Source organism: Sphaerisporangium corydalis (assembly GCF_025506355.1).
Taxonomy (GTDB): Bacteria; Actinomycetota; Actinomycetes; order Streptosporangiales; family Streptosporangiaceae; genus Sphaerisporangium; species Sphaerisporangium corydalis.
In genome coordinates this window covers 35,904-61,398 of record NZ_JANZYP010000053.1, presented here as the reverse complement: position 1 = coordinate 61,398, position 25,495 = coordinate 35,904, and the positions used below count along the sequence as shown (strand labels likewise).

Here is a 25,495-nt window from a genome sequence, read left to right as displayed (position 1 = left end):
GCCAATTATTGATTTAAGCATCACGGATCAGCCACATCATCGTTAGGCTTCGTTCTCGCGTCACGGGTGGGGGCCCTGTCACAAAAGGAGAGCGCATGGACGGCCACACGGGGGCTTGGCAGGTCCCCGGATACACGGAGATCCGAGATCTCGGCAGCGGCGGCTCGGGGCGGGTCGTCATGGCCCGCTACGGCGCCGACCAATCGTTCGTCGCCATCAAATACCTTTCCGACGAGCTGTGCGCCGACCCCGGGTTCGTCATCCGGTTCCGGCACGAGGCCCGTCTTCTGGAACTGCTCGACAGCCCGTACGCGGCCCGGTTCTACGAGTACATCGAGGGCGCCGGCGGCGCGGCCATCGTCATGGAACTCGTCGACGGCGTCTCGCTGCGCGCCATGCTGCGCTCGGAGGGGCCGACCGGCGCCGAGGCGGCGCTCGTGCTGCTCAAGGGCGCCCTGCTCGGCCTGGCCACCGCGCACGCCACCGGCGTCGTCCACCGCGACTTCAAGCCCGAGAACGTCGTCATCGAGGGCACCGGGCACAGCAAGCTCATCGACTTCGGCATCGCGGTGCGCTCGGGCGAGGGCGTGAGCGGCGCGGGCACCCCGGCGTACATGGCCCCCGAGCAGTGGGCGGGCGCGCCCGCCGGGCCGAGCACCGACGTCTACGCCGCGACCATCGTCTTCTTCGAGTGCCTCACCGGCACCCGGCCGTTCCAGTCGCAGAACATCGCGGTGCTGGCCCGCCAGCACCAGTCGATGCCGCCGCCGACCGACCAGGTGCCCGCGCCGCTGCGCGGCCTGATCGAGCGCGGGCTGGCCAAGCATCCCGCCGACCGCCCGGCGACCGCCGAGACCTTCCTCTCCGAGCTGGAGATGGTGGCCGCCGACGCGTACGGGCCCGACTGGGAGGAGCGCGGGCGCCGCAGGCTGGCGAGCCTGGCGGGGATCCTCGCGCTGCTGTTCCCGCTCGCGGGCGAGGAGCCCGCGGCCGGCACCTCCGTCGCCGACACCCACCTCGGCGGCGGGCGCGCGATCTCCAAGCTCAGCGTCAAGATCGCGGTGGGCGCGGCCGGGCTGGCGGTCGTCGCGGCGGTGACCGCCGTGCTGGTGGGCTCGCTGGGCGACGCCACCCTGCAGGCCCAGTCGACGGTCACCACGCCGACCGCGACCCCGCCGAGCGGCGAGTCCGGCTCGCCCGAGCCGGCCATCACCGACTCGCCGACCGAGGCGCCCTCGGACGACGCTCCGGCCGACACCCCCTCGACCGATCCGGCGGCGGAGCCGACCGGCACCACCGCCGCGGTGCCCACGGGCGTCCCCGACCCTCCCACCAGCAAGACGCCGAAGCCGAGCGCCCGGCCGTCGCGGTCCGCCAGGTCCACCCTGTCCGCCAAGCCGACCCCCTCGGCGTCGGAGCGGGACGACTCCGAACCCAAGATCGACGACACCCGGCCCGGCTCGCCGAAACCCAAGCCCAAGCCCAAGCCGACGCCGACCCCGACCCCGACCCCGACGGCGACCAGGACCCGGCCCACCCCGACGCCCTCCACCGAGAGCCCCACCCCCACCGGCGGCGAAGGCGGCGACGGCGGCACCATCGGCGTCTCGCCGACCGACAGGAGCGAGACCCCGGCGCCCTCCGACAGCGCCCCGTCGGCCGCTCTGGCGTCCGTCCTGATGACGGCGGGGGCCGTTCCCGCCACACTGGTCCTCAGAGAACGTTTGGCGGGACGGCACCGAAGGCGGCGGTAGATGCCTGATGGCGACAGCATCGCGGGGTACGGGCTCACGGGCCGGTCCCGCGTGGGCGAGGTCGGCACGTGGACGGACACGGTCGGTCCCGACGGTTCCCGCGGCGGTGCCCTCCGGCTCGACCCGCGCGCCCTGTCGGCCCCCGGCGCCCGGGAGCGGGTCGTCGCGGCGGTCACCGAGGACCGGCGGCTGGCGCGGAGCGGCCTCACCGGCCTGATGCCGGTCACCGACCTGGTGGCCGCCCGTCAGGAGGTCTGGCTGCTCACCGGCGTTCCCGCGGCGCCGACGCTGGCCGAGCTGATGGACGGGCGGCCGGGCGGTCCCTCACCGGACGCGGGGAGCGCGGCCACCATCCTGGTGGAGACCGCCCAGACCCTGCTCACCGTCCATTCGGCCGGCCTGTCCCACGGTGCGCTGCACGCGGGCACGGTGGTGGTCGGCGAGGACGGCACCGCCCTGCTCGCCGAACGCGGGCTCGCCCTGGCCCTGCGCGGCGAACCGGCCTCCCCCGACCGCGACCTCACGGCGTGGGCGTCGCTGGCCCGTGGCCTGGCGGCCGGCTGGGCGGCGGGCGACCCGCGCGCGGCCCAGCTTTTCGACCGGGCCGCGTCCACCGCCACCACCCACGGCCTCGGTTCGGCCCGTGACTACCTGCTCAACGGCCGCGACCTGCTGCCGGCGGGCTTCATCACCCGCGAGCGGCTCGTACGGAGCATCCAGTGGTGGTCGGCGAGCGACGTCCCGACCCAGTCGCCGCCCCCCGCCGCCCCCGGCTACGGCGACACCGGCGGGCAGGGCTCCGAGGGCGAGGTCGTCACCCTGCTCTACACCCCGGGCGCGGGCGACCAGCCCTTCCAGGGCACGCCGGCCTCGGGCGCGGCCGGGTACGGCGCCTCGCCCCCCGCCGGGTACGGCGCCCCGCCGGGTACGACCGGCCCCACCGGGCCCACCGGGCCCGCCGGCCAGGGCGAGACGGGGCGGGGCGACCTGCGCTTCGGACCCGGCGTCCCGGTGGACACGACGGCCGCGCAGATCTGGCGCGCCGGGCGCGAGCAGCAGCAGATCACGGTCCCGGCCAGTGAGCGGCTCGGGCGGATGCCGGCCAGGCGGCGGCGCCGTGGCGGCGTGCTGTGGTCGGCCGTGGTGCTCGCGCTCATCGTCGCGGCCGGGCTGTTCCTGTGGTTCCAGCGCGGCGCGCCGCTGTCGGTCACCGCGGTCGACGTCAAGGTGCCGAAGGCCAAGGGCTGCGACATCACGGTGAACGTCGTCGGGGTGATCACCACCAACGGGGCGGCGGGCCAGGTCACCTACGAGTGGCTGCCGAGCGGGGAGCGGCCGGTCAAGCACACCGAGCCGGTGTCCTCAGGGGAGTCCGCCCACCAGGTGAGCCTCAAGTGGGAGATCGGCGGCCAGGGGACGCGGAAACTGACGGCCCGGCTCCGGGTGCTGTCCCCGCTCACCCCGGGCACGCGGCTGGACGACAAGGCGTCGTTCACCTACAAGTGCTGACACCGGCGGCCGGACCGGGGAGGCCGGCCGGGCCATTTCGGCGGTCTGAGCAGACCAAATGCGCAATAAGGGGGGATGTCACTATTCTCGTCCTATGACGCAGACCCCCGCCGGCTGGTACCCCGACCCGTATGGAACTCCCCAACTGCGTTGGTGGGACGGTACCCAGTGGACCGACGCCACCCACCCCCTGGAGGGTCCGGCGGGGCAGGGCGCGCCGGTGACCACCGGCCAGTGGGCACAGCCCGGCACCGGGCCGCAGGGCGCGGGCCCCCAGCCGCCGCCCGGCACGGGCCAGAACCCCCAGCCGGGCACGGGTCAGAACCCGCAGCCCGGGACAGGTCAGAACCCGCAGCCGGGCACGGGCCAGAACCCGCAGGGCACGGGGCCGTACCCTCGGCCGGGCACGGGGGCCAATCCCCAGCCCGGCATGGGGCCCTACCCCCAGCCGGGACCGCCGCAGCCGGGCACCGGGCCGTACGCCCCGCCGGGGACGCCCCAGTTCGGCCCGCCCCCCGGGCAGCAGGCGACGGCCCAGTTCGGCCAGCCGGTCGGCCCCTACGGCGCGCCCGCGCAGCAGCAGTGGGGCAACCAGGGCGGGACCGCCCAGTTCCCGGTGCCGGAGTTCGGCCCGCAGGGCCCCCCGCCGAAGAAGGGGAGCATGCTCCCCTGGGTGATCGGCGGCGGCGCCGTGGTGGTCCTCCTGGTGGTCGCCCTGATCATCGGCATCAGCGTGATGAACCGCGGCACCACTCCCGTGGCCGATTCGACCCCGGACCCGACCACCTCAATAGAGCCGTCGGACCCGCAGATCACCCCGCCGCTGGAGACCACGCCCGCCCCCTCCCCCAGCGACTCCACCGACTTCCCCGCCGAGCTGCCCCAGCCCAAGGGGAACGTGATCACCGACCCGCGCACGGGGCTCTCGTACGCCTTCCCCGGGGGACCGTGGACGGTGCCGAAGTGGTCGGACCTGAACGGCACCGGGCCGGCCGACCCGAACTTCCCCCAGTGGACCGGCGGCTACGAGACCACGTCCCAGAAGAACTACGACGGGCAGAACCACGACTGGGTCGGCCAGGTCCTGACCTGCCGGCTGCCCGAGGCCTTCGACTACGCCGGGCCGCAGGACCTCCGCAACTCGGCCGGTGCCCTGCTGGTCAACTACGAGAAGCTGTTCTACAGCCCGCCGCACAAGCGGAAGATCGTGAAGGACGCGGCGCTCGACGTGAGCGGCAAGAAGGCGTGGATCCTGCGGTTCGAGATGGACTTCACCGCCGAGTCCAAGAAGAACAACTGGAAGTTCACCAAGGAAGAGGGGTTCTTCCTCGTCGTGGACCAGGGCGCCGGGGCGCGACCTTCCGTGATGTACGCCTCCGTTCCCGACAATTTGGACACGAAGGTGATCGATCGCGTAGTGGACTCACTCAAGGCCTCCTGACCGGGCACTACGCTGGGCCTTATGAGTGACCTGTTGGTCTGGATCGACTGTGAGATGACCGGGCTCGACCTCGGCCGTGACGCGCTGGTCGAGGTCGCGTGCGTGGTGACCGACGGCGAGCTGAACCAGCTCGACGAGGGCGTCGACGTCGTGATCAAGCCGCCGCAGGAGGCGCTGGAGCAGATGTCGGAGGTCGTGCGGCAGATGCACACCTCCTCCGGGCTGCTGACCGCCCTCGGCGACGGCGTGACGCTCGCCGAGGCCGAGTCCCTGGTGCTGGAGTACATCCGGCGCCACGTGCCCGAGCCGAAGAAGGCGCCGCTGTGCGGCAACTCCATCGGCACCGACCGCTCGTTCATCGCGCGCGACATGCCCGCCGTGGACGGCTACCTGCACTACCGCATGGTGGACGTCTCCTCGGTCAAGGAGCTGGTGCGCCGCTGGTACCCCCGCGTCTACTTCGCCTCGCCGGCCAAGCAGGGCGGGCACCGCGCGCTGGCCGACATCACCGAAAGCGTGCAGGAGATGCGTTACTACCGCGCCGCCGTTTTCGTCCCCCAGCCCGGCCCCGATTCGGCCACCGCGCGCGAGGTCGCGGAAGCCATCATCGGATCTTGACGGACCACGGCGTCAGAACCCCGCAAAGCCCGCTACACTTTTCTCTGTGCCCGCGGTGCTGATCGCGGGACATGGTGGGTGTAGCTCAGGTGGCAGAGCGCCAGGTTGTGGTCCTGGATGTCGTGGGTTCAAGTCCCATCACTCACCCCAGCAGGGGATGACCGGTCCGGACGGACCGGTCATCTTGCTTTTCCGGCACATCCCCTGTTTCCCCCAGAAAGTGGGCGATCTCCGGCGACTTAGACCCCAAAGATTGATACGGCGGGCTATGCTCGCACAAAACCGCTAGCCGCCAGCGCGGGGGGCTCGGCGATCTGACAATGATTCGTGCCACCGGAGGCCGGATGAGTGTCGATGACGCCACGTACAACGAGCACGCGCACACCGGGCTGAGTAAACGCGAGGCCGAGGTGATGGAGCTGATCGCCACAGGTCACTCGAACGGAGAGATCGCACAACGACTCTTTCTCAGCGAGAAGACCGTGAAGAACCACGTCAACCGCATCTACTCCAAGCTCGGTGCCGACTCCAGGGGGACCGCCATCGGCATGTGGAGGGGAAGCGCGCCCGACCAGTCGCGCCCGTGACCCGGACCCCGCCGTGAGGTGTTCACGGCCGGAACCGGTCAAGGGCGCGGTGCCTGACTCGCCCGCGCCCGCGTCCCGTCAGGCGGGCACGATCATCGTGTCCCGGACGGCCGTCAGCGCGCGGCCCAGCGCCGCCAGGCCCTGGCCGATCTCCTCCGGGGTCACCGAGAGCGCCGGGCGCAGCCGCACCGAACGCTCCCCGCACGGCAGGACGAGCACCCCCTCGTCCTCGCGCAGCGCGGCGACCAGGGCGTCCCGGCCCGAGGACACGTCGAAAGCGCACATCAGCCCGCGCCCCCTGGCGTTGAGCACCACGCCGGGGAAGGCCGACTCCAGCCCCCGCAGGCCCGCGAGCAGCTCCTCGCCGAGCACCGCCGCGCGAGGGATCAGCCCGTCCCGCTCGATGATCTCCAGCATGCGGCGCGAGCGGACCATGTCGACCAGGCCCCCGCCCCACGTGGAGTTGATCCGCCCGCTCACCTGGAACACGTTGCCCTCGACCTCGTCCACCCTGCGGCCGGCCATGATGCCGCCCACCTGGACCTTCTTGGCGAACGCCACGACGTCGGGGGCCAGGCCGAGCTGCTGGTAGGCCCACGGCGTCCCGGTGAGGCCGCAGCCGGTCTGCACCTCGTCCAGCACGAACAGGGCGTCCCGCTCGTGGCACAGCCGCTGGACGGCCAGCAGGAACCCGGGCCGCATGTGGTTGTCGCCGCCCTCCCCCTGGATGGGCTCGGCGACGAAGCACGCGATGTCGTGCGGATCGCGGTCGAAGGCCGCCCGCGCCTGGTCCAGGGCCCGCCGCTCGGCCGCCTCGACGTCGCCGAAGTGGATCGCGGGGACGTCGATCCTCGGCCAGCCGAAGACCGGGAAGCGGTCGGTCTTGGCGGGCTCGGTGTTGGTCAGCGACAGGGTGTACCCGCTGCGGCCGTGGAAGGCCCGCGTGAGGTGCAGGACCTTGGTGCCCAGCTCGCGCGGGCGGCCGTGCGCCTCGTTGTGCCGGCTCTTCCAGTCGAACGCGCACTTGAGCGCGTTCTCGACGGCCAGCGCGCCGCCCTCGACGAAGAACAGGTGGGGCAGTTCGGGGTCGCCGAGCACCCGGGCGAAGGTCTCGGCGAAGTCGGCCAGGTGGGCGGTGTACAGGTCGGAGTTGGCCGGCTTGTTGGCGGCGATCCTGCCGAGCAGGGACACGAACTCCGGATCGTCGTCGAAGGGGTTCACGCCGAGCGGGGCCGAGGCGAAGAACGTGTAGAAGTCGAGGTAGCGGCGGCCGGTGCCGGCGTCGACGATCCACGAACCCCTGCTGCGGTCGAGGTCGAGCTCCAGGCGGTACCCGTCGACGAGCAGGTGGCGGGCCAGCCGGTCGAGGACGCTCATGTGCCCTCCTAGGTCGGGTCGGACACGTACCCCGACTGATTCCCTGCGGGATCGGTATTCATGTGGATACTTTCCGGCGAATTCGATGATTCGCAAGAATTCTTTGATCCTCCCGGCGCACCACGGCCCTGCGTGACCCCATGCGCCGGACGGACCGTGTGCGCCGGACCGGTCGCGCTAGACCGCGTGCGCGGCCGTGCCCGCGGCCCCCCGGTGTCCCACGTCCCGGACCCGGAACGCCAGGATCAGCAGCGAGGCGCCGTACACGATCGCGAAGGCGCCGATCAGCCAGGTGAGCGCCAGGGCGCCGGACGCGGGCCAGGTGAACAGCAGGATTCCGAAGATGACCGAGAGCACGCCGCTGACCAGGTACAGCCATTCGGTGTCGCCCGCCTTGCGCCGCCGTACCGCCGCGACGATCTCGACCACGCCGATGACGACCGCGTAGGCGGCGATCAGCAGCAGGAGCGCGTACGCGGTGATGCCCGGCCACACCCAGGCGACGATCCCGGCCACGATGCCGAACACGCCGGAGGCGGCGAGCCACATCCTGGACTCCTCGGGATGGGCGCCTCGCATGGCGCCGATGAGCGCGAAGACGCCGCTGACGATCGCGAAGGCCCCGAACAGGATCACCAGGGTGAGAAGCGTGATCAGGGGCCATACGATGGCCAGGATGCCGAACAGGATCCCGCAGGCCCCGCGTACCGCGAGCACCCACCAGTGCCCGCCCGTCCCGGCTCGCAGATCTTGCATGTCGTCCTCCTACGTCGCGCCAAGGGGGGACGCCGTGATCGGCGAAGCACCGTTCAGCACCCGATGACCATCTCCACCCCCACGTTTCCGTTCCTATCCGGAAAGGTCGCAGCAACAGACCAAATAGCGGTCAAATGCTGTCCAGAATCGGTGAAGTGGGGCAATATCGGTTCCGTCCGCCGACGTGGATGACAGGTCGGCGACCAGATCCTGGGAGGCACGCCGGTGTCACTTCGAGAAGCCGCGAACGACATGAGCAGCGAACTCGTCCGACTGCGCCATGCGCTGCACCGCGAACCCGAGCTCGGCCTCGACCTGCCGAGAACGCAGGACAAGGTGCTCGGCGCGCTCGCCGGGCTCCCGCTGGAGGTGTCGACCGGAAAGCGCCTGAGCTCGATCACGGCCGTGCTGCGCGGCGCCCGCCCCGGCCCCACCGTGCTGCTGCGCGGCGACATGGACGCGCTGCCGGTCACCGAGCGGTCCCGTGACGACATGGCCTCGGGCATCCCCGGGCGCATGCACGCCTGCGGTCACGACCTGCACACCACCATGCTGACCGGGGCCGCCCACCTGCTCGCGGAGCGGCGCGACCGGCTGGCCGGCGACGTCGTCTTCATGTTCCAGCCCGGCGAGGAGGGCGCGGGCGGCGCGAAGATCATGATCGAGGAGGGCCTGCTGGACGCCTCGGGGCGGCGGCCCGTCGCCGCGTACGCGCTGCACGTGATCAGCTCGGTCATCCCGCAGGGCGTCTTCGTCAGCCGGAGCGGGCCCATCATGGCCGCCGCCGACCGGCTGGTCGTGACCGTGCGCGGCGCGGGCGGCCACGGGTCGGCCCCCCACCGGGCCAACGACCCGATCCCGGCCGCGTGCGAGATGGTCACCGCGCTGCAGACCATGGTCACCCGCGGCTTCGACGTGTTCGACCCGGTCGTGGTCACCGTCGGCAGCTTCCACGCCGGCACTGCCGACAACATCATCCCCGACGAGGCCCAGTTCGAGACGACGATCAGGTCCTTCTCGGCGGCGGCGCACAGCCGGGTACAGGAACGCGCCCTGGCGCTGGTCAGGGGCATCGCCGCCGCGCACGGCCTGGAGGTCGACGCCGACTACGACGTGAACTACCCCGTCACCGTCAACAGCGCGGTGGAGGCGGACTTCGCCGCCGCCACCGTCAGGGAGGTGTTCGACGAGCACCGCTTCGCCCAGGCGCCCCAGCCGTTCACCGGCTCTGAGGACTTCTCGTTCGTGTGCGACGAGGTGCCGTCCGCGTTCATCGCCCTCGGCGCCTGCCCCACCGGTGCCGACCCGGCGGGCGCGGCCTACAACCACTCGGCCGAGGCCGCCTTCGACGACGCCGTCCTCGCCGACGGCGCCGCGCTGTACGCGGAGCTCGCCATGCGCAGGATCGCCCTGGAGGCCCCCGCCGGGTGATCGCGCGCGGGGTTGCCTGGCGCCCACGACGGGGGTTCCACGTCCGCGCTCAGGCGGCGGAGTAGACCACGAGCGAGACGGCGACGTACTGCACGACGTACGCCGCCAGGGTGAACGCGTGGAACACCTCGTGGAAGCCGAACCACCGGGGCGAGGGGTCCGGGCGGCGCAGGCCGTACACCACGCCGCCGAGGCTGTACAGGACGCCGCCCACGATCACGAGCGAGACGGCGGCCGGGCCGGCGCCGTGCAGGAGCTGGGGCAGGAAGAACGCGGCGGCCCACCCCAGCAGGATGTAGAGCGCCGTGTAGAGCCAGCGGGGCGCCCCCATCCACAGGGCGCGGAACACCACACCGGCGACCGCGCCCGTCCAGATCACCGACAGCACGGCGACCCGCACCGGCCCGTCCAATGCGAGCAGCGCGAACGGGGTGTAGGTGCCCGCGATGATCAGGTAGATGTTGGCGTGGTCCAGCCGTCGCAGGACCTCGGCCAGGCGCGGCGTCTGGCGGCCGCGGTGGTAGGTCGCCGAGACGCCGAAGAGCAGTCCCGACGTCACCGCGTAGATCGCGGCGGCGAGGCGGGCCTGGAGGGTCGGCCCGAGGGCGACCAGGGTGAACCCGGCGATCAGCGCGGCGGGCAACGCTCCCGCGTGCAACCAGCCACGCAGGCGGGGCGGGGTCACCGTGGGGGCAAGGGCGGGGCCGGCGGCCGTCATGGTCATCGTTACCTCCTCACAACCTACGGTACCGTAACCTACCGTCTAGTAGGTTGTGAGCTGGGTCACCAATTTGCTCTGACAGTGTCAGGCCAGGAGTTCCGTCACGCCGAAGGAGCAGTCATGTATCACGCCATCGTCAAGCGCATCGCCGCCAGGAACTTCGCGCGGGTCAACGAGAAGGACTACGACGCCCTGCTCAAGGACTGCGCGCCGGACGTCCATCACCGTTTCGGCGGCAGTCACGCCCTCGGCGGCGATCGCCACGACCGGGAGGCCCTGCGGCGGTGGTTCGACCGCCTCGGACGTCTCAGCCCGACCCTGTCACTGACGGTGCGCGACGTCTGGGCCAAGGGCACCCCCCGCAACACCACGGTCATCATCCGCTGGTCGGCGACCCAGGACATGCCGGACGGCTCGCCGTACGACAACCATGGCGTCCACATCGTGCAGATGAAATGGGGCAAGATCGTGTCGATCGACGCCAACGAGGACTCTCAGGTCGTCGCCGCGGGCCTGCGGATCTTCGCCGCCCACGGTGTGACCGAAGCCCTGGCCGACCCCATCGTGAGCTGAGCGGAAACCGATGCCCAGGAGAACGGAGACGAACGGTCCTGCTCACGGGTGCGGCGGGCCGACCTCCTGGTAAGTCACTTTCGCACCCCTCCTACCGTCAGATCGGTGAGCCGGTCGAGGTAGCGGCCGTCCACCGGCCGGGCGTGGGTCAGGCGCCAGAACACCGGTGCGATGGTCATGTCCAGCACCAGGTCGACATCCTCGGCGGCCAGCTCACCCCGCTCGCACGCCTGGCTCAGCGCGGCGCGAGCCCATGTGACGCGCGGTCGCGTGACATGTTCCGCCACCGCCTCGGCGAGAACCGGGTTGCGGTCGGACTCGGCGATCAGGTCGGGCAGCACCGCCCGGATGCGCGGGTCACTCAGCCAGTCGAAGGCGGCCTGCATCACCGCCCGCACGTCACCGCGCAGGGACCCGGTGTCCGGGGCGGGGCCGGCCGGAATGCTGAGCCGGGCGAGCCCGTGGACGATCATGTCCAGTTTGGACGGCCAGCGCCGGTAGATCGCGCTCTTTCCGACGTTCGCGCGCTGAGCCACGCCGTCCATCGTCAGGCGTGCGTAGCCCCCCTCCACCAGCAGGTCGATGGCCGCCGTGGCGATGGCGTCGGTGACCGCCGGGTTGAACACGGCAGCACCTGTCGGGCTCCGTCGGGACGTGGTCATACGTTCATCCTCAGCTCAGGACGGAACGGTACCGTCCCATCCATGTTACGATCAACCGGATAGGTCGAGACGGTATCGTCTCGACCGGATGATGTGAAGGATCGGCTCATGAGAACTGTCCTTGTAACAGGCGGAACCGGGACCACCGGCCGCCGGGTCGCCGCCTTCCTTCGCGCCCGTGGCGTCGCGGTGCGAACGGCCAGCCGCCACCCCGTGGCCGGCGACGACCAACATGTGATCTTCGACTGCGAAGAGCCCCGCTCGTTCCGCGACTACCTCCTCGACGCCTCTACGACCAACTGACCGCTCCCGCGCAGCACGAGGAGATCTCATGAAACTCCAGGAAATCAGCGACCGGATCGAGATCCAGGACGTCGTCCACCAGCTTGTCCGCGGCTTCGACCGCCGCGACTGGGACACCGTCGAGCACCTGCTCGCCGACACCGTCGTCTCGGACTACACCGCGATGCTGGGCGGCGAGCCGCGGTCGCGCACCGCCGCGGAACAGACCCGGTACTACCGGGAGCAGCTCGACCCCTTCGACGCGACGATGCACGCGGCCACGACGTTGCTGGTCGACCTTGACGGCGATCACGCCACGGCGAGCGTCAACATCCTCACGTGGCTACGCCGCGAAGCCGCCCACGACGGCCCGATGTGGTCCAACGGCGCCGCCGGCGAGATCCGGCTGACGCGCACCGCAGGCCACTGGCGCATCGCCCGGATCACCGTGCGACCCGCCTGGGCCGAGGGCAACAGAGGCGTCCTCGACCCCGCCCGGTAAGCCGAGGGCAACAGAGGAGTCCTCGACCCCGCCCGGTACGGCACCCACCATCTCCGCCGACGCGGATCACTCCGCGTTCACCCGAAGTCCGCCCGGAACGCCGCACAAGGAGACCTACATGATCACCGGAATCGACACCAGCGCCCCCGTCGTCGTCCGCCTCGACATCACCATCGACGCCCCCGTTGACCGCGTCTGGGCCCTGCACACCGACATCGCCGCCTGGCCCACCTGGCAGAACGAGATCACCGCCGCGAAGATCGACGGACCCCTCACCGCCGGTGCCACCTTCCACTGGAGCACCTTCGGCCTCGATATCGCCTCCACCGTCCGGCTCATCGACCGCCGCACCGCATCCTGTGGGGCGGCCCCGCGCACGGCATCACCGGAATCCACCTGTGGACCTTCGAGACCGCCGGCAGCGGCGGCACCCTGGTCCGCACCGAGGAGTCCTGGGACGGCGAGCCCATCCGCGCCGACGTCCCCGCCATGCAGGCCGCTCTCCACCAATCCCTCACCACCTGGCTGACCCTCCTCAAGAGCACCTCCGAGTCGTCCGGCACCCCGGCGTAGGCGCCCTCCAGCGCGCCAAGGAGATCAGAGGGCGTCGAGGAAGCGGGCGGCGATGGAGGCGGCGGCGGTCGCGCCCGTGCCGCCGTGCTCGACGAGCACCGAGAACGCCAGGTCGCCCCGGTAGCCGACGAACCAGGCGTGGTCCTCGCCCGAGGCGGGCTGCGCCGTGCCGGTCTTGCCCGACACTCCCTTGGGCAGCCCCGCCGACGCCGCCGTCCCGTCCGCCACCACGGCCCCCATCATCGAGCGCAACTGGGCCACCACCCCGGCGGGCAGTTTCTTCGGCTTGGGGCGGCTCCGGGCCTCCAGCCGCTTCACCGCCTGCTCCGACATGAGCCTCGGCGGGCGCCACGTCCCGTTCTCCACGGCCGCGGCGACCAGGGCCATGCACAGCGGGGTGGCCTCCACCGAGTTCTGGCCGATGGCGTCCGACCCCAGCTCGTCCCCGTTCCCGGCCTTACGGATCGACCCGCACACCCCGCCGAGCCCCGACTTCAGGTTCCCGCCGAACCCGAACTCCGCCGCCTCGTCCCGCAGCACGCCGTCCCCCAGCCGCTCGACGGCGAGCCGGGAGAAGGTCGTGTTGCACGACAGCGCGAACGCCTGGCGGAGGGTGACCGTACCGTGGCCCTGGTCCTGGTAGTTGTCGAAGGTGCGCCCCTGCGGGACCGTGTAGTGGGCCGGGCAGTCCACCTGGCTGTCGGCGGTGAGCGGTCCCCCGAGCAGCGCGGCCGCTGTGATGATCTTGAAGGTCGACCCCGGCGGGTACGGCTTGTAGAAGGCGCCCTGGCCCGGCAGCCGGTCGGCCACCGCCAGCACCTCCCCGGTCGAGGGCCGCACCGCCACGATGGCGGCGGGCTCGGCGACGCCGTCGAGTGCGCGCGCCGCCGCGGCCTGCGTCCACCAGTCCAGGGTGATCCGGTACTTGCGCTCGGTCGCCTCGCGGAACACCACGAGCCTGCGCGCCTTCCCGGTGGCCGGCACGGCCTCGACCGCCCAGCCCATCGGCGGGTCCTCGTAGAACTCGTCGATCTTGCGGACGAGGTCCTTCATGTAGGTGTCGGCCGCGCTGTCGTGCGGCAGCGGCTTCCCCTGCCTGGTGAGCAGCTCGGTGCCCGGGACCTTGATCTCGGCGATGCGCAGCCGCTCGCCCGCCGCGACCCCGGGATGCAGGGTCTCCGGCGTCCAGATGACCTTCCAGCCGCCGTCCCTGACCGCCAGGTGCAGGACGGCGGTGAACTTCCACTGCCCCAGCTCGCCGATCTGCCGGGCGCCCTCGAAGGGCAGGTCGGCGGTCTGCGTGCTCCGCCGGACCACCGTCCCCGGGGTCAGCTTGACCGACAGGACCTGCAGGTCGGTGGTCAGCCGCCGGTGCTGTTCCAGGAAGTCACCGGGCGGGGAGGCGACCAGCTCACGCATCCTGGCGAGGTCGTCCGACGCCCACGCCGCCAGGTACGCGCGCCCGGTCTGCTCGGGGCCGCCCTCCACACGCCGGGAGTCCATGACCAGGGCCACGAGCGCCGCCGCGACGATGACGAGACTCACCACGACCAGAGCGAGCAGTCCTCGGCGGCGCATACGGTTCTCCCAAGAGTGCCGGGTATGGCACATCCGGATATACCAGACACTGCGGGAGTGCGTGTGGGCAAGCGCAAGGCCGAGGCGAGTCCCATGCCCGGCCGCTACCCGGTGGACGCCGGCGAGGCGGAGCTGCTGCGCGACCTGGACCGGCCGGGCGGCTGGCTGCTGAGCATGGCCGGGGTCCCCCAGTCGTACGTGGACCTCGACGATCCCACCTACCTGGACTTCGAGTACGTCCGGCTGATGGCGGACGTGATCGACGTGATCGACGAGGGCCCGCTGGACGCCGTCCACGTGGGCGCCGGGGCGTGCACGCTCCCCCGGTACGTCGCCGCGACCCGGCCCGGCTCCCGGCACATCGTGATCGACCCCGACGCCGCGCTGGTGGCGCTGGTCAGGGAGCAGTTGCGGCTGAAGTCGGTGCCCCGGCTGAAGGTACGGATCGCCGACGGGCGCGTCGGCGCGACCGGGCTGCACGACGCGTCGGCGGACCTGTTCGTGCTGGACGCGTTCAGCGGTGCGACGATGCCGCTCGACCTGGCGACCGCCGAGTACATGGGGGACGTCGCCCGGGTGCTCAAGGACTCCGGCACCCTGCTGGTCAACATCGCCGACGGCAAGGGCCTGGCGTTCGCGCGCCGCGTCGTCGCCACCGTGCGCGGCACGTTCCGGCACGTCGCGCTGCTGGCCGAGCCCGGCATCCTGCGCGGGCGCCGGTTCGGCAACCTGATCGTGGTCGCCTCACCGGCGCCGCTGGCGCTTCAGGCGCTGACCCGAAGGGCGGCGGGCGGGCTGACGCAGGCCCGGTGCGTCTACGAGGACGAGCTGGTGAACTTCGTCGCGGGCGCGGCCCCGATCAGGGACGGCGACTCCGTCATCGCCCCGGTCCCCCCGCCCGAACTCTTCGAGTGACGCCACGCGGGCCGCTCGTCGTCCGAGCGGGTCGTGGCGGGCGGGGGACGCCTCGCAAGTCGTGCGCTCCGAACGGTCGTGCGGTCCGGGCGGGCCGCTCAGTCGAGGAGGTCGGGCTCGGCGGTGACGATCTGGTCGTAGAGCGGCTGGAAGTTGATCCAGCCCACCAGGTCGTTGCCGATCTGGCCGTGCGTGAGCTTGGCGTTCTCGTGGGAGATCGGCACGACCTGGCCGGCCGCCTTGGCGGCGAGCTGCGCCTGGGCCGAGCGCTCCATGGTGATGAACCACCAGGCCGCCGCGTCCACCGACTCGCCGACCGTGAGCAGGCCGTGGTTGCGCAGGATGACGGCCTTGTGCGAGCCGAGCGCCTGGGCGATGCGCCTGCCCTCCTCGGTGTCGAGGACGACGCCGGTGTAGTCGTCGAACAGCGCGTGATCCTCGTAGAACGCGCAGGCGTCCTGGGTCAGCGGTTCGAGGGTCTGGCCGAGCGAGGACAGCGCCTTGCCGTACACCGAGTGGCTGTGCGCGGCGGCCACGGCGTCCGGGCGGGCCTGGTGGACCATCGCGTGGATGGCGAACGCCGCCTGGTTGACGTGGTACCTGCCGTCGACGACCTCGCCCCGGTGGTTCACCAGGATCAGATCACTCACCTTGACGTGCTTGAAGCTCATCCCGAAGGGGTTCACCCAGAAGTGGTCGAGGTGCTCGGGATCCCGGGCGGTGATGTGGCCGGCGACGCCCTCCTCGAAGCCGAACCGGCCGAACAGCCGGAGCGCCGCGGTCAGCCGTTCCTGGCGGTGACGCCTTTCGTCGGCGACGTTCTCGAACTTCTGGGGAAGTCGGAAGATCAACTGGTCGGTGGGCACCGGCCGTAGGTCCGAGAGGCTCATGGGGGATCTCCTCGTTGCCGAACATTCTTCGGTCGCTTGTGAGTATGCCCTGCGACCGGAGCCAGGTGAAGCCGTCCCGGCAGGGCTCCCCCGCCGGAATATCAGTTACTTCAGGCCCATGAAACTGATTATTCGATCCGGTAAGCGACCTTTCCCGATCATGCGAGAGGGCGACCGGCGCCTTCACGTACATCTGCACGTGCATTTGCAGGGCCAACTGCATGTTCCCCAGGTTCCGGTCCGGCCGCGCGCCGGACTGCGGCCCTCGATAACCTCCGGAGAACTAGGTTAAATCGGGCATTCAACCCAATCCTTGACCCCGGGTCGACCTGCCCGAATAGCGTTCTAACCGACGTTCGCCCAGCTCAGCGGCATATCGAGATGATCTTTCATGAAATCTACGACATAGTTCGTGTCGCTGTAGGCACATGCCCTACGCTGTGGCCTCATACCAGCGCCATTAAGGAGGTATAACGGGAAATGACAGTAGCCGAACAGTTAAGTATGGAACCACCAAAAGAGCCACCTTCGTCCCCTTCAGAGGGGACGTGGGGGAATCGCGCCTTTCGGGCGGCAGCCCGGCAGATCCTCGGGTTCACCAGTGGCGTGGCGGTGGCCGTGACGGCCGCGCTCGCGCTTCAGGCGGTCAGGACCTGGCCCGCGAGCGTCGCCGAGATCAGCATCGACGCCCCGCAGCACGGGTCCCACGCGAAGGTCGCGCCCTGCCTGCGGGTGAGCGGCCACGGCACGTCACGGCCCGGCACCAAGCAGGTGGTGGCGGTCCAGCAGGCCGACACGACCGACAGCGCGATCACGTTCTTCACCGACGTGCGGATCGTCGGCGACGAATGGCAGATATCGGTGCCGCTGGAGGGGCCGGAGGACAGCTGGTTCCGGATCCGGTCGGTGGTGCTCTCCACCAAGCTGGCCGACTACCTGGAGTCGGTGGGGGGCAACGTCGGGAGATCCAGGTGGAAATCGCCGACGATGCCCCCCGGTAGTGCGATAACAGACTCGGTGGACGTTCAACGGGGACCTGGCGAGATCTGCTGAACCCCTCCGAGCCGGCCGGCTCCTGGGTGGCGGCCTTCGCGGCCGACGCCCAGGACCAGCGCCCGTAGAGCGTACGACACAGTCCCTCACACGTGAAGCGGTGAGCACGCACGGTTTCCCCCGCCCGCGACGCGCGGTAGGGGCTCTTTGCCGTGGTTGACCCGTTCGTGACGTGGGGTTAACGTTGGCGCGTCCACTGGATGACCAGATAAGCACATCTGGTCATGGATTCAACCGAGCGAGGCCATGCCGTCCCCCGACACCGATGCCCAGGCGCGCCGTCCGGAACAGCCGCAACGCGAGGAGCGCGCCCACCGCATCCTCGACGCCGCCGCCGAACTGATCCTGCGCTGGGGCTACGACAAGACGACCATCGACGACGTCGCCCGGTCGGCCGGCGTCGCCAAGGGCACCATCTACCTGCACTGGAAGTCGCGCGAGGCGCTGTTCGCGGCCCTGCTGCGCCGCGACCGCGTGGCCATGCTGGAGCAGGTACGCAACGCCGTCGCCGGGCCGGGAGGCGTGACACCACGCGACCTGTACCGGCACCTGGCCCTCGCCCTCATGGCACGCCCCCTGGTGCGGGCCGCGCTCCTCGGCGACACCGAGGTCCTCGGCAAGCTCATCCGCCAGAAACCCAAGGTCCAGACCGTGGAGGCCGTCCGCTCGCTGGCCGGCATCTACCTGACCACTCTGCGCGAGCACGGGGCGATACGCGAGGACCTGACGCCGGTCGAGCAGGTGAACATGATCAGCGCCACCATGTACGGATTTTTCGTCATCACTCCGCAGATGCCGGAGGAGTATCAGGTGTCCGGCGAGCGGCTCGCCGACCTGCTGGCCGAGACGCTGCACCGCGCGCTGGACTCCGGCCGCACCCTGTCCCCCGAGCAGTCGGCGGCGATCACCCGGGCCACGCTCGCCTACCTGGACCGGGGCCTCGGCCTCGCCAGGGACCGGCTCCACCTCTCCCTCACCACCTCCGACATGGGAAAGGACTACGTGCGGTGAGCGATCTTCCGCTGGTACTCCCCCTCGGCGACGGCCGCGCCGACCTCGCGGCCGCCGGCGGCAAGGGCGCCTCCCTGGCCCGGATGGCCGCCGCCGGGCTGCCCGTCCCCCCGGGCTTCCACATCACCACCGCGGCCTACGACGACTTCGTGACGACCGGCGACCTGCGCGACCGCGTCGTCGCCGCCGTCCCGGCCCGGCCCGTGGCCGGTGACGACGCCACCGGCGCGTACGACGAGGCGGCGGGGACGATCCAGGCGCTCTTCGCTTCGCACGACCTCCCGGAGCCCACGGTCAAGGCGATCCGCGAGGCGTACTCCGCGCTCGGGGAACCCGCCGTCGCGGTGCGGTCGTCGGCCACGGCCGAGGACCTCCCGGGCCTGTCGTTCGCCGGCCAGCAGGACACGTACCTCAACATCCAGGGCGAAGCGGCGCTGCTCGACGCGGTCAGGCGCTGCTGGGCGTCGCTCTGGGGGGCGCGCGCGATGGCGTACCGCGCCAGGAACGGGATCGCGGCGGACGAGGTCACCACGGCGGTCGTCGTCCAGGAACTGGTGCCCGCCGACGCGGCCGGCGTCCTGTTCACCGCGAACCCGGTAACCGGCGCCATGGACCAGATGATCGTCAACGCCGCGTGGGGGCTCGGCGAGGCCGTCGTCGGCGGGCAGGTCACGGCGGACACCATCGTGGCCGCCCGGCCCGGCGGCGCGATCCTCGAACAGCGGATCAGCGAGAAGACCGTGATGACGGTCCGCACCGACGGCGGCACCGCCGAGGTGCCGGTCCCCGAGGCGCGGCGCGCGCTGCCCGTCCTCGACGCCGGGCGGGTGACCGCGCTGGTCCGCCTGGGCGAGCGTGTCGAGGCGCTGTACGGGGCGCCGATGGACGTCGAGTGGGCGCTCCACGACGGCGCCCTGTTCGTCCTGCAGGCCCGCCCGATCACCACCGCCCCGCCGGAGGAGTGGAACGACAGCCTCGCCGGGGACTACCTCTGGAGCAACGGCAACCTCGGCGAGGCCATCCCGGACGTGATGACGCCGAGCACGTACTCCTTCGTCCAGATCTTCATGTCGGGGGCGATGCGGACCTCGTCGCTGGCCGAGTTCCGGGCGTACGGCATCGTCGGCGGCCGGTTCTACATGAACCTCAGCCTCGCGGCCACGATCGCGACGGCGTTCGGCATGGGCGGGAAGTTCAACCGGGCCATCGAGCCGGTGTTCGGGAAGATCCCCCCGGGGATGGAGATCCCGTTGATCCCGCTCTCGCGGTGGCGGATGTTCCGTGCCATCCTCCCGGCCGCCATCGCGCTGAAGCGCGAGGTGCGGGCCAACACCCCGAAACTGCCCGCGTTCTTCGCGGCGGCGCCCGGCCGGTGCGAACGGCTGCGCGAACGGATCCAGGCGACGTCCACGGCGGCGGGCCTCGCCGAGTTGTGGCACGCGGAGGCCGGGCCGTACCTGCTCGAATGCTCGCACATGCTCGAAGCCGCGACCCGGCAGGACGGCAAGGCGCTCACCGTCTACCGCGACCAGATCGTGAAACTGGCGGGCGACTCCGACGCCGCCGCCCTGTTCACCGGCCTGCAGGCGAGGAGCGCCGGGTCCCCGGCCGGGTCCAATGGGTCCCAGGCCGGAGCCGACGGAGCAGGGACGGGGTCCGACGAGGCGTGGGCGGGGTCCGACGGGGCGGGGGCCGGGGATGACGGGGCGGGGGGTGGCGGGCTGGCGAGCCTCGGGTTGCTGCTCGGGCTGGAACGGCTGTCGCGCGGCGAGATCGACCGGGAGACGTTCGCCCGGCGGTGGGGCCACCGGGGGCCCAGCGAGTTCGAGGTCTCCATCGCCCGCCCCGGCGAGGACCCCGAGTGGATCGACCGGCAGCTCGCCGGGCTCCGCGAGGCCGAACACGACGTCGGTTCCCTGCTCGCCCGCCAGGAGGAGACCAGGGCGGCGGCGTGGAAGCGCTTCACCGAGCGCCACCCCGCCAAGGTGACGGCCGACACCCGCCGCAAGATCGCCCGGATGACCAAGGCGCTCCGCGACCGGGAGGTGGCCCGCTCCGAGGTCGTCCGCGCCTTCTGGGCCATGCGGACGTTCGTCCAGCGCGCCGGACAGCTCACCGGCCACGGCGACGACCTCTTCTTCCTCCCCATCACCGAACTCCTCACCCTCCTGACCACCACCCCCGCACCCACCACCGCCGGCACAGCGAGCAGCGGCCCCCCGCCCACGACCACCACCGGCTCAACGGATGAACCCTCCACCTCCCCGCCCACCATCAGCACGGCGGGCAGCGGCCACGCGCCCATGATCACCTCCGACCCGGCGGATGGAGCACCCACCTCCCTCCCCACCACCCTCAGCACGGCGGGCAGCGGCCATGCGCCCGCGTCGTTGGGGGTCGTCAGGGCGCGGCGGGCGACCTATGAGCGGTACCGTGCCCTGCCGCCGTACCCGTCGCTGATCCTCGGCAGGTTCGACCCGGTCCGCTGGGCCGCCGATCCCGATCGGCGCGGCGACGTCTACGACGAGCGCGCGGCGGCGGTCCCCGCGAGCGACACCGTCCGGGGCTTCGCGGGCGCGGCCGGAGTGGTGGAGGGCCGGGTGCGCGTCATCACCAGCGTCGACCAGAGCGCCCTCCTGCGCCCCGGCGAGATCCTCGTCACGACCGTGACCAACGTGGGCTGGACGCCGCTGTTCCCCCGGGCCGCCGCCGTGGTGACCGACGTGGGCGCTCCGCTGTCCCACGCCGCCATCGTCGCCCGCGAGCTCGGCATCCCCGCCGTGGTCGGCTGCGGCAACGCCACCGCCCGCCTCCACACCGGCGACCTGGTCCGCGTCGACGGCGGCCTCGGCACGGTGGAACTCCTCCACCCCACCACCTGACCACCCCGCCCGCTCGACCCGGCTAAGGGTGCGGAGTCGCCGTCACCCAGCCGAGGGCGGAGGGGTCCCCGTCGGCGGAGGGTTGCGGTCGTCTTCCCGCCCTTGGGGGGCCGTGGACATCACTCGGGCACGGGCGATCTTTCATCGTTTTCCGGGGTGAAGTACTCTGCGGAGTCCCGGTTCCAGGAAAGGTCGCCCGATGCGTACTACCACGGATGCCGACGTGCGCCGGGTGTTCGACCGGATCGCGGACCGGTACGACGACGCGATGCGGGTCTGGGAACGGCGCCTGTTCGCGGGCAGCAGGGAATGGGCCGTCGCGCAGACGCGCGGCCACGTCGTGGAGATCGCGGCCGGCACGGGGCTCAACGTGCCGCTGTACCCCGCCGACGTCACGGTGGTCGGCGTCGAGCTGTCCGAGCGGATGCTGGACCTGGCGAGGAAGCGGGTGGCGCGGGCCGGGCTCGGCGCGCGGGTGGAGTTCCGGCAGGGCGACGTGCAACGTCTGGAGCTGCCCGACGGCATCGCCGACACCGTCCTGTCCACGTTCACGATGTGCACCATCCCGGACCCGGCCGCGGCGGCGCGCGAGGCCTTCCGGGTGCTCAAGCCGGGCGGCCGGTTCGTGCTCGCGGAGCACGGGCCGTCGAGCAACCCGGTCATCCGGGCGGGGATGCGGCTGGTGGAACCGCTGTTCGTGCGGTTCGAGGCCGACTACCTGACCCGCGACCCCCGGCCCTACCTGGAGCAGGCCGGTTTCCAGATCGAGTCGGTCTCCCGGCTGACCCGCGGCGTCAGCTTCCGCGTCCTGGCCCTCCGCCCCTGAACGAACCCCGTGTTACCGGCCGAGGCGGCTTCCTGGGTTGGCGACGGCGGTGACCAGGCAGTACCCGATCGGGCCCGTGGTGTCGAACATCGTGCAGTGGCCGGTCGCGATGCCCGCGTCGCTCAGGTGGCCGTTGGACTCCAATCCCACGTCCTGCCCGACCGGCGTACGGCTCAAGGTGAGCGTGTAGTCGGCGTTGATGAAATGCAGCCCCGTCGAGCCCGAGTTGCTCAGCGGGCTGGCGAAGTCGGCGGCCAGCGCCGCGCGTACGAGCGGCGACAGCGCCTCGCCCTCGACCAGGGGATGGGTCTCCCTGAGCCAGACACGGCTGGGGCCGGGCTGGAACATGTCGTTCAGCCGCCAGAGGTCGAACGGCGGCGTCCAGTCGGCGGGCGGGGGCGGGCCCAGCTCGTCCGGCGTCGGCGCGTCCCAGGCCGGTGTCCGCCACATCTCGCCGGCCGGCTGCTGCCCCCGACGCAGGAGCACGGCGCTCGTACGCGCGACCACGCCCTGCTCGGTACGGACCGTGGCGTCGGCCACCCGGATCCTGCGCCCGTCCCTGACCCGGACCGTCTCCACGCTCAGTGGCAGCATCGGGCTGTTGCGGAACAGGTCCACGGTCAGCCGGGTGAAGTGGAAGTCCGGGTCGCCGTGCTCGGCCTCCAGCGCCCTGGCGGCCAGGCCGCCGAGCAGGCGCCCGTGCAGCATGTCCGGCGACCAGGGGCTCCGGGCGTGCGGGGCGGGAACCAGCTCGCCGTTCTTGGGCGCGAAGAACGCCACATTGTCTGCCACAGAACGAGATTCTAATCTCCCCCGCGCCAACCCCACCGCCCGATCCCCGGCGGACCTCGGCCGAGGAATCCGGTCCCGACCGTCCGTCATCCCGGATCCTCCGCCATCTCGAACCAGACGACCCGGCCCCCCGCCGCACGCTCGTGCCAGCCCCATGACGAGGACAGCTCCCGGACGAGCCACAGACCCCGGCCGCTCTCGCTGAGCGGGTCGACCTGCGCGGGAACAGCGGGGATCGTGCCGGCCGAGCCCTCATCGCTCACCTCGACGCGCAGGACGTGAGAGTCGCCGCGCACCACCAGCCGCACCATGCCGCACGGCCTGCTGCCCGAGTCGGAGTACTGCATCGAGTTGGCGACGAGCTCGCTCACCAGCAGCTCGACCTGGTCCACGTCCGGGCGTCCCGCCACCCCCGGCAGCCCCCGCACGTACGCCCGCGCCGCCGCGATCGCTCGGAGTTCTCCGGGAATGTCGATGGTGCCGAGAACGCCCGGCCGGGACGCCGGCCGTTCCGCCTCCTTTCGGGGAATGCGCGGGATACTCATGCGCCCGACCCCCCTTCTTCAAGATCAATGGTTTTAGGGAACGGGTTCTTCATAGGACACTCCGCCGATGTGTGAGAATTGTCGGATTACTCGCGCCGATTTCCGGCGCGGCCTGTTTGGCGTATGCCTAGAATGCCGATAAGGGAAACAATCCCGCGGTAGAGTCACGCGACAGGTGCTGACCAAAGAATCCAAATGACGTAGAGATCTGTCACCACCTTGTCGTTACGTGTCGGCGATCCGTGCGGAGACATAAGAAGGGGGAGCACCGTGAACGATCTCGACGCCCGCCTGACGCCGGTCCAGCGCTTCGGCCGGGAGCTGGCCCGATGTCGCAGGGAGAAGGGGCTGTCCCAGGCCCGGCTCGCCGAACGCCTGGGGTGCTCACCCTCACTTATCGGGCACATCGAAACGGGCACCCGCAGGCCGCAACTCGACTTCGCCGAGGGATGCGACCGCGTCTTCGAACCGCCCGACGCTCACCGTTTCGCCCGGCTGTGCCGCCGGATCAGCGAGTCACCGTCCGGACCGGAGTGGTTCCTCCGCTGGCAGGAGGAAATCGAGCCCCAGGCGACGACCCTGCGCACCTGGGACCCCCTTTTAGTCCCCGGACTCCTCCAGACGGAGGCGTACGCGCGAGCCGTCTTCCGCGGCCATCTCGCGACGACGGAGCAGGAGGTGGAAGAACAGGTCAGGTCACGAATGCGGCGAAGCCTGATCCTCGACAAGGACGAGCCACCCGCCCTGTGGGTGCTCCTGGACGAATGGGTACTCCAGCGCTTCATCGGCGGGCCTCAGATCATGTGCGAGCAACTCACCCACCTCGCGTCCGTCGCCACCCGACGTAACGTCACGCTGCAACTCGCTCCCTACGACAGCCCCTCGACGGACGGCTTGATGTCCGGGTTCGCGATTGCGGAACTGGCGAACGCACCCACGACCGTGTCCATAGAGTCCGCAGGGACAGGCGAGGTCTCGGCCGAACACGAACTCGTATCCGTCATCCTCGGAAGATATGACACGATAAGAGCAGAAGCGTATCGTCCAGGTGAATCGATCGAGAAGATCAAGGAAGCCGTCGCTCAATGGACTCAAAGGGTTTGATCCCCATGAACCTCTCCATGACCGTGTGGAAAAAGAGTTCTCACAGCGGTAATAGCGGTGGGAACTGTGTTGAGGTCGCCACCGGCCTGCCTGGGGCCATTGGCGTGCGGGACAGCAAGAAGCCGGCCGGGCCGGTTCTCCTCTTCACTCCCGTCGCCTGGTCGGCATTCGTGAACGGCCTGAAGGGCGGCACGTTCGTCGCCTGATCGCGCGAGTCCGAGTCGGCCCGCCGGGCGGAAGCTGGAGGGCCGACCGATTTCAGACAGAGGGGGCCGCGCGTCCGGCTCATGGTGGTGTGGCTCATGGTGGTGTGGCTCTTGGCTGTCAGGGCTCACGGCGGTGTCAGGGCTCGCCGGGGTGTCAGGGCTCGCGGCGGTGTCAGGGCTCACGATGAGGGGCCGGTGGTCGCTTGGTGTACCCGCGTAGGGGATGGCGCCGGGCCTGTCGTAGCGTGCTTGTCGTGGAAGAGATCCTGACATATATGGAGATGACCGGCCTGGACGAGCTGCGTCCCGCCGAGCCCGTGACCGGGCTGGCGCTGGAGCGGGTCCATCCCGGTTCGGCTCTGATCCCCGTGACCCTGGCCCGCATCGGGGCGGCGTACAACTGGACGAGCGCGACCCGGACGGAGGAGGAGTGGGCCGAATGGCTGAGCCACCCCTCCCGCCAGTACTGGCTGATCAAACTCGGCATGGAGACCGCCGGAATCGTGGACCTGGAACCCCATCCCGGTGAGGTGGAGATCACGACGTTCGGGCTGCTACCCGAATACCTCGGCCAGGGCCTGGGCGGCTACGCGCTCACGCTGGCCGTGCGGCAGGCCTGGCGCGTCCAGCCGGACGGGACCGGGCCGGCCCGCCGGGTGTGGCTGCACACCTCGTCCGACGACCACCCGAACGCCATCCCCAACTACGAACGCCGAGGCTTCCGCGTCTTCCAGCCCTGACCCCACCCGTAGAAACCCGTAGAAACACCGCAGCTTCCGCGTCTCCCGATCCCATACCCATACCCATACGATCGCCGCGGCTTCCCCGTCTCCCTCACCCCATACCCGTACGAACCCGAGGCTCCCGCGTCCCCGGCTCATACCCGTACGAACCCGAGGCCTCCGCG

Annotated in this window: 26 protein-coding genes and 1 tRNA gene; 19 read left to right on the top strand and 8 right to left on the bottom strand. The window is 70.9% G+C overall.

All coding sequences use genetic code 11. The annotated features are described in order from the left end of the window. The first annotated feature begins 95 nt into the window (after positions 1-95). The 6 genes from NYZ98_RS29770 (at position 96) to NYZ98_RS29745 (ending at position 5,909) form a co-directional block, all read left to right on the top strand. Positions 96-1,754: a serine/threonine protein kinase gene (locus NYZ98_RS29770; protein WP_262846887.1), complete on the top strand. Its 1,659-nt coding sequence runs from the start codon at positions 96-98 to the stop codon at positions 1,752-1,754. Continuing rightward, complete coding sequence (locus tag NYZ98_RS29765; RefSeq protein WP_262846886.1) at positions 1,755-3,263, top strand: protein kinase family protein; 1,509 nt, start codon at positions 1,755-1,757, stop codon at positions 3,261-3,263. A 94-nt stretch (positions 3,264-3,357) separates the two neighbouring features. Next, positions 3,358-4,704, top strand: a complete 1,347-nt coding sequence (locus NYZ98_RS29760; RefSeq protein ID WP_262846885.1) for a DUF2510 domain-containing protein — start codon at positions 3,358-3,360, stop codon at positions 4,702-4,704. A gap of 21 nt (positions 4,705-4,725) precedes the next feature. Next, entirely contained in the window at positions 4,726-5,322 is a 597-nt protein-coding gene (orn, locus tag NYZ98_RS29755; protein ID WP_262846884.1) for an oligoribonuclease, read from the top strand. A gap of 74 nt (positions 5,323-5,396) precedes the next feature. Next, a tRNA-His gene (locus tag NYZ98_RS29750) sits at positions 5,397-5,472 on the top strand. Between the two features lie 194 nt (positions 5,473-5,666). Further along, complete coding sequence (locus NYZ98_RS29745) at positions 5,667-5,909, top strand: helix-turn-helix domain-containing protein (RefSeq protein WP_262846883.1); 243 nt, start codon at positions 5,667-5,669, stop codon at positions 5,907-5,909. A 78-nt stretch (positions 5,910-5,987) separates the two neighbouring features. On the opposite strand, the gene lat is transcribed toward NYZ98_RS29745, so the two are convergent. Both lat and NYZ98_RS29735 read right to left on the bottom strand, forming a co-directional pair. Then, positions 5,988-7,286, bottom strand: coding sequence for an L-lysine 6-transaminase (gene lat / locus NYZ98_RS29740; RefSeq protein ID WP_262846882.1), 1,299 nt, complete (start codon positions 7,284-7,286; stop codon positions 5,988-5,990). 177 nt (positions 7,287-7,463) lie between these two features. After that, positions 7,464-8,042, bottom strand: coding sequence for an HdeD family acid-resistance protein (locus NYZ98_RS29735; protein WP_262846881.1), 579 nt, complete (start codon positions 8,040-8,042; stop codon positions 7,464-7,466). A 252-nt stretch (positions 8,043-8,294) separates the two neighbouring features. On the opposite strand from NYZ98_RS29735, the gene NYZ98_RS29730 reads away from it, so the two are divergent. Next, positions 8,295-9,473 (top strand): M20 metallopeptidase family protein, encoded by a 1,179-nt coding sequence (locus NYZ98_RS29730; RefSeq protein WP_262846880.1) that lies wholly within the window; start codon positions 8,295-8,297, stop codon positions 9,471-9,473. Positions 9,474-9,522: 49 nt separating this feature from the next. On the opposite strand, the gene trhA is transcribed toward NYZ98_RS29730, so the two are convergent. After that, entirely contained in the window at positions 9,523-10,197 is a 675-nt protein-coding gene (gene trhA / locus NYZ98_RS29725; protein WP_262846879.1) for a PAQR family membrane homeostasis protein TrhA, read from the bottom strand. Between the two features lie 117 nt (positions 10,198-10,314). Between trhA and NYZ98_RS29720 the strand changes: the two genes are divergently transcribed. Further along, entirely contained in the window at positions 10,315-10,767 is a 453-nt protein-coding gene (locus NYZ98_RS29720) for a nuclear transport factor 2 family protein (protein ID WP_262846878.1), read from the top strand. A 74-nt stretch (positions 10,768-10,841) separates the two neighbouring features. Here NYZ98_RS29720 and NYZ98_RS29715 read toward each other — a convergent pair whose 3' ends face one another. Then, a complete protein-coding gene (locus NYZ98_RS29715) occupies positions 10,842-11,429 on the bottom strand; it encodes a TetR/AcrR family transcriptional regulator (protein ID WP_262846877.1) in 588 nt (195 codons plus the stop codon). 108 nt (positions 11,430-11,537) lie between these two features. On the opposite strand from NYZ98_RS29715, the gene NYZ98_RS29710 reads away from it, so the two are divergent. The 3 genes from NYZ98_RS29710 (at position 11,538) to NYZ98_RS29700 (ending at position 12,742) form a co-directional block, all read left to right on the top strand. Further along, entirely contained in the window at positions 11,538-11,732 is a 195-nt protein-coding gene (locus tag NYZ98_RS29710) for an NAD-dependent epimerase/dehydratase family protein (protein ID WP_262846897.1), read from the top strand. A 28-nt stretch (positions 11,733-11,760) separates the two neighbouring features. Further along, positions 11,761-12,213: a nuclear transport factor 2 family protein gene (locus tag NYZ98_RS29705; RefSeq protein ID WP_262846876.1), complete on the top strand. Its 453-nt coding sequence runs from the start codon at positions 11,761-11,763 to the stop codon at positions 12,211-12,213. 118 nt (positions 12,214-12,331) lie between these two features. Further along, positions 12,332-12,742 carry an SRPBCC family protein gene (locus tag NYZ98_RS29700; RefSeq protein ID WP_262846875.1) on the top strand — a complete coding sequence of 137 codons (411 nt, stop codon included), beginning with the start codon at positions 12,332-12,334 and terminating at the stop codon, positions 12,740-12,742. A 68-nt stretch (positions 12,743-12,810) separates the two neighbouring features. On the opposite strand, the gene NYZ98_RS29695 is transcribed toward NYZ98_RS29700, so the two are convergent. Further along, a complete protein-coding gene (locus NYZ98_RS29695; RefSeq protein ID WP_262846874.1) occupies positions 12,811-14,364 on the bottom strand; it encodes a penicillin-binding transpeptidase domain-containing protein in 1,554 nt (517 codons plus the stop codon). 93 nt (positions 14,365-14,457) lie between these two features. Between NYZ98_RS29695 and NYZ98_RS29690 the strand changes: the two genes are divergently transcribed. Continuing rightward, positions 14,458-15,279, top strand: a complete 822-nt coding sequence (locus NYZ98_RS29690; protein ID WP_262846896.1) for a spermidine synthase — start codon at positions 14,458-14,460, stop codon at positions 15,277-15,279. Positions 15,280-15,377: 98 nt separating this feature from the next. Here NYZ98_RS29690 and NYZ98_RS29685 read toward each other — a convergent pair whose 3' ends face one another. Further along, complete coding sequence (locus NYZ98_RS29685; RefSeq protein WP_262846873.1) at positions 15,378-16,169, bottom strand: class II aldolase/adducin family protein; 792 nt, start codon at positions 16,167-16,169, stop codon at positions 15,378-15,380. A 606-nt stretch (positions 16,170-16,775) separates the two neighbouring features. On the opposite strand from NYZ98_RS29685, the gene NYZ98_RS29680 reads away from it, so the two are divergent. The 4 genes from NYZ98_RS29680 (at position 16,776) to NYZ98_RS29665 (ending at position 21,941) form a co-directional block, all read left to right on the top strand. Next, a complete protein-coding gene (locus NYZ98_RS29680; RefSeq protein ID WP_262846872.1) occupies positions 16,776-17,222 on the top strand; it encodes a hypothetical protein in 447 nt (148 codons plus the stop codon). A 246-nt stretch (positions 17,223-17,468) separates the two neighbouring features. Next, positions 17,469-18,233 carry a TetR/AcrR family transcriptional regulator gene (locus NYZ98_RS29675; protein WP_262846871.1) on the top strand — a complete coding sequence of 255 codons (765 nt, stop codon included), beginning with the start codon at positions 17,469-17,471 and terminating at the stop codon, positions 18,231-18,233. Further along, positions 18,230-21,115, top strand: a complete 2,886-nt coding sequence (locus tag NYZ98_RS29670) for a PEP/pyruvate-binding domain-containing protein (RefSeq protein ID WP_262846870.1) — start codon at positions 18,230-18,232, stop codon at positions 21,113-21,115. The genes NYZ98_RS29675 and NYZ98_RS29670 overlap by 4 nt, the downstream gene beginning before the upstream one ends. A 199-nt stretch (positions 21,116-21,314) precedes the next feature. Further along, positions 21,315-21,941 carry a class I SAM-dependent methyltransferase gene (locus NYZ98_RS29665; RefSeq protein WP_262846869.1) on the top strand — a complete coding sequence of 209 codons (627 nt, stop codon included), beginning with the start codon at positions 21,315-21,317 and terminating at the stop codon, positions 21,939-21,941. A gap of 12 nt (positions 21,942-21,953) precedes the next feature. Here NYZ98_RS29665 and NYZ98_RS29660 read toward each other — a convergent pair whose 3' ends face one another. Together NYZ98_RS29660 and NYZ98_RS29655 are read right to left on the bottom strand one after the other, a co-directional pair. Continuing rightward, complete coding sequence (locus NYZ98_RS29660) at positions 21,954-22,733, bottom strand: thioesterase family protein (protein WP_262846868.1); 780 nt, start codon at positions 22,731-22,733, stop codon at positions 21,954-21,956. A gap of 86 nt (positions 22,734-22,819) precedes the next feature. After that, the gene (locus NYZ98_RS29655) at positions 22,820-23,278 is read right to left on the bottom strand and encodes an ATP-binding protein (protein ID WP_262846867.1); all 459 of its coding nucleotides are present in this window, start codon (positions 23,276-23,278) and stop codon (positions 22,820-22,822) included. 270 nt (positions 23,279-23,548) lie between these two features. Between NYZ98_RS29655 and NYZ98_RS29650 the strand changes: the two genes are divergently transcribed. The 3 genes from NYZ98_RS29650 to NYZ98_RS29640 all read left to right on the top strand — a co-directional run bounded on the left by NYZ98_RS29650 (position 23,549) and on the right by NYZ98_RS29640 (position 25,328). Next, on the top strand, positions 23,549-24,382 hold the full coding sequence (locus tag NYZ98_RS29650) for a helix-turn-helix domain-containing protein (RefSeq protein WP_262846866.1): 834 nt from the start codon (positions 23,549-23,551) through the stop codon (positions 24,380-24,382). A 5-nt stretch (positions 24,383-24,387) separates the two neighbouring features. Next, positions 24,388-24,588: a DUF397 domain-containing protein gene (locus tag NYZ98_RS29645; protein WP_262846865.1), complete on the top strand. Its 201-nt coding sequence runs from the start codon at positions 24,388-24,390 to the stop codon at positions 24,586-24,588. Between the two features lie 254 nt (positions 24,589-24,842). Further along, positions 24,843-25,328 carry a GNAT family N-acetyltransferase gene (locus NYZ98_RS29640; RefSeq protein WP_262846864.1) on the top strand — a complete coding sequence of 162 codons (486 nt, stop codon included), beginning with the start codon at positions 24,843-24,845 and terminating at the stop codon, positions 25,326-25,328. The last annotated feature ends 167 nt before the right edge of the window (positions 25,329-25,495 follow it).

Bases quoted from the DNA above. Each gene is read 5' to 3' on its own strand.
- NYZ98_RS29735 (WP_262846881.1), bottom strand. From the start codon at position 8,042: ATGCAAGATCTGCGAGCCGGGACGGGCGGGCACTGGTGGGTGCTCGCG.
- orn (WP_262846884.1), top strand. From the start codon at position 4,726: ATGAGTGACCTGTTGGTCTGGATCGACTGTGAGATGACCGGGCTCGAC.
- NYZ98_RS29700 (WP_262846875.1), top strand. From the start codon at position 12,332: ATGATCACCGGAATCGACACCAGCGCCCCCGTCGTCGTCCGCCTCGAC.
- lat (WP_262846882.1), bottom strand. From the start codon at position 7,286: ATGAGCGTCCTCGACCGGCTGGCCCGCCACCTGCTCGTCGACGGGTAC.
- NYZ98_RS29730 (WP_262846880.1), top strand. From the start codon at position 8,295: ATGAGCAGCGAACTCGTCCGACTGCGCCATGCGCTGCACCGCGAACCC.
- NYZ98_RS29770 (WP_262846887.1), top strand. From the start codon at position 96: ATGGACGGCCACACGGGGGCTTGGCAGGTCCCCGGATACACGGAGATC.
- NYZ98_RS29675 (WP_262846871.1), top strand. From the start codon at position 17,469: ATGCCGTCCCCCGACACCGATGCCCAGGCGCGCCGTCCGGAACAGCCG.
- NYZ98_RS29715 (WP_262846877.1), bottom strand. From the start codon at position 11,429: ATGACCACGTCCCGACGGAGCCCGACAGGTGCTGCCGTGTTCAACCCG.
- NYZ98_RS29645 (WP_262846865.1), top strand. From the start codon at position 24,388: ATGAACCTCTCCATGACCGTGTGGAAAAAGAGTTCTCACAGCGGTAAT.
- NYZ98_RS29765 (WP_262846886.1), top strand. From the start codon at position 1,755: ATGCCTGATGGCGACAGCATCGCGGGGTACGGGCTCACGGGCCGGTCC.
- NYZ98_RS29690 (WP_262846896.1), top strand. From the start codon at position 14,458: ATGCCCGGCCGCTACCCGGTGGACGCCGGCGAGGCGGAGCTGCTGCGC.
- NYZ98_RS29695 (WP_262846874.1), bottom strand. From the start codon at position 14,364: ATGCGCCGCCGAGGACTGCTCGCTCTGGTCGTGGTGAGTCTCGTCATC.
- NYZ98_RS29720 (WP_262846878.1), top strand. From the start codon at position 10,315: ATGTATCACGCCATCGTCAAGCGCATCGCCGCCAGGAACTTCGCGCGG.
- NYZ98_RS29710 (WP_262846897.1), top strand. From the start codon at position 11,538: ATGAGAACTGTCCTTGTAACAGGCGGAACCGGGACCACCGGCCGCCGG.
- NYZ98_RS29745 (WP_262846883.1), top strand. From the start codon at position 5,667: ATGAGTGTCGATGACGCCACGTACAACGAGCACGCGCACACCGGGCTG.
- trhA (WP_262846879.1), bottom strand. From the start codon at position 10,197: ATGACCATGACGGCCGCCGGCCCCGCCCTTGCCCCCACGGTGACCCCG.
- NYZ98_RS29655 (WP_262846867.1), bottom strand. From the start codon at position 23,278: ATGAGTATCCCGCGCATTCCCCGAAAGGAGGCGGAACGGCCGGCGTCC.
- NYZ98_RS29685 (WP_262846873.1), bottom strand. From the start codon at position 16,169: ATGAGCCTCTCGGACCTACGGCCGGTGCCCACCGACCAGTTGATCTTC.
- NYZ98_RS29665 (WP_262846869.1), top strand. From the start codon at position 21,315: ATGCGTACTACCACGGATGCCGACGTGCGCCGGGTGTTCGACCGGATC.
- NYZ98_RS29760 (WP_262846885.1), top strand. From the start codon at position 3,358: ATGACGCAGACCCCCGCCGGCTGGTACCCCGACCCGTATGGAACTCCC.
- NYZ98_RS29705 (WP_262846876.1), top strand. From the start codon at position 11,761: ATGAAACTCCAGGAAATCAGCGACCGGATCGAGATCCAGGACGTCGTC.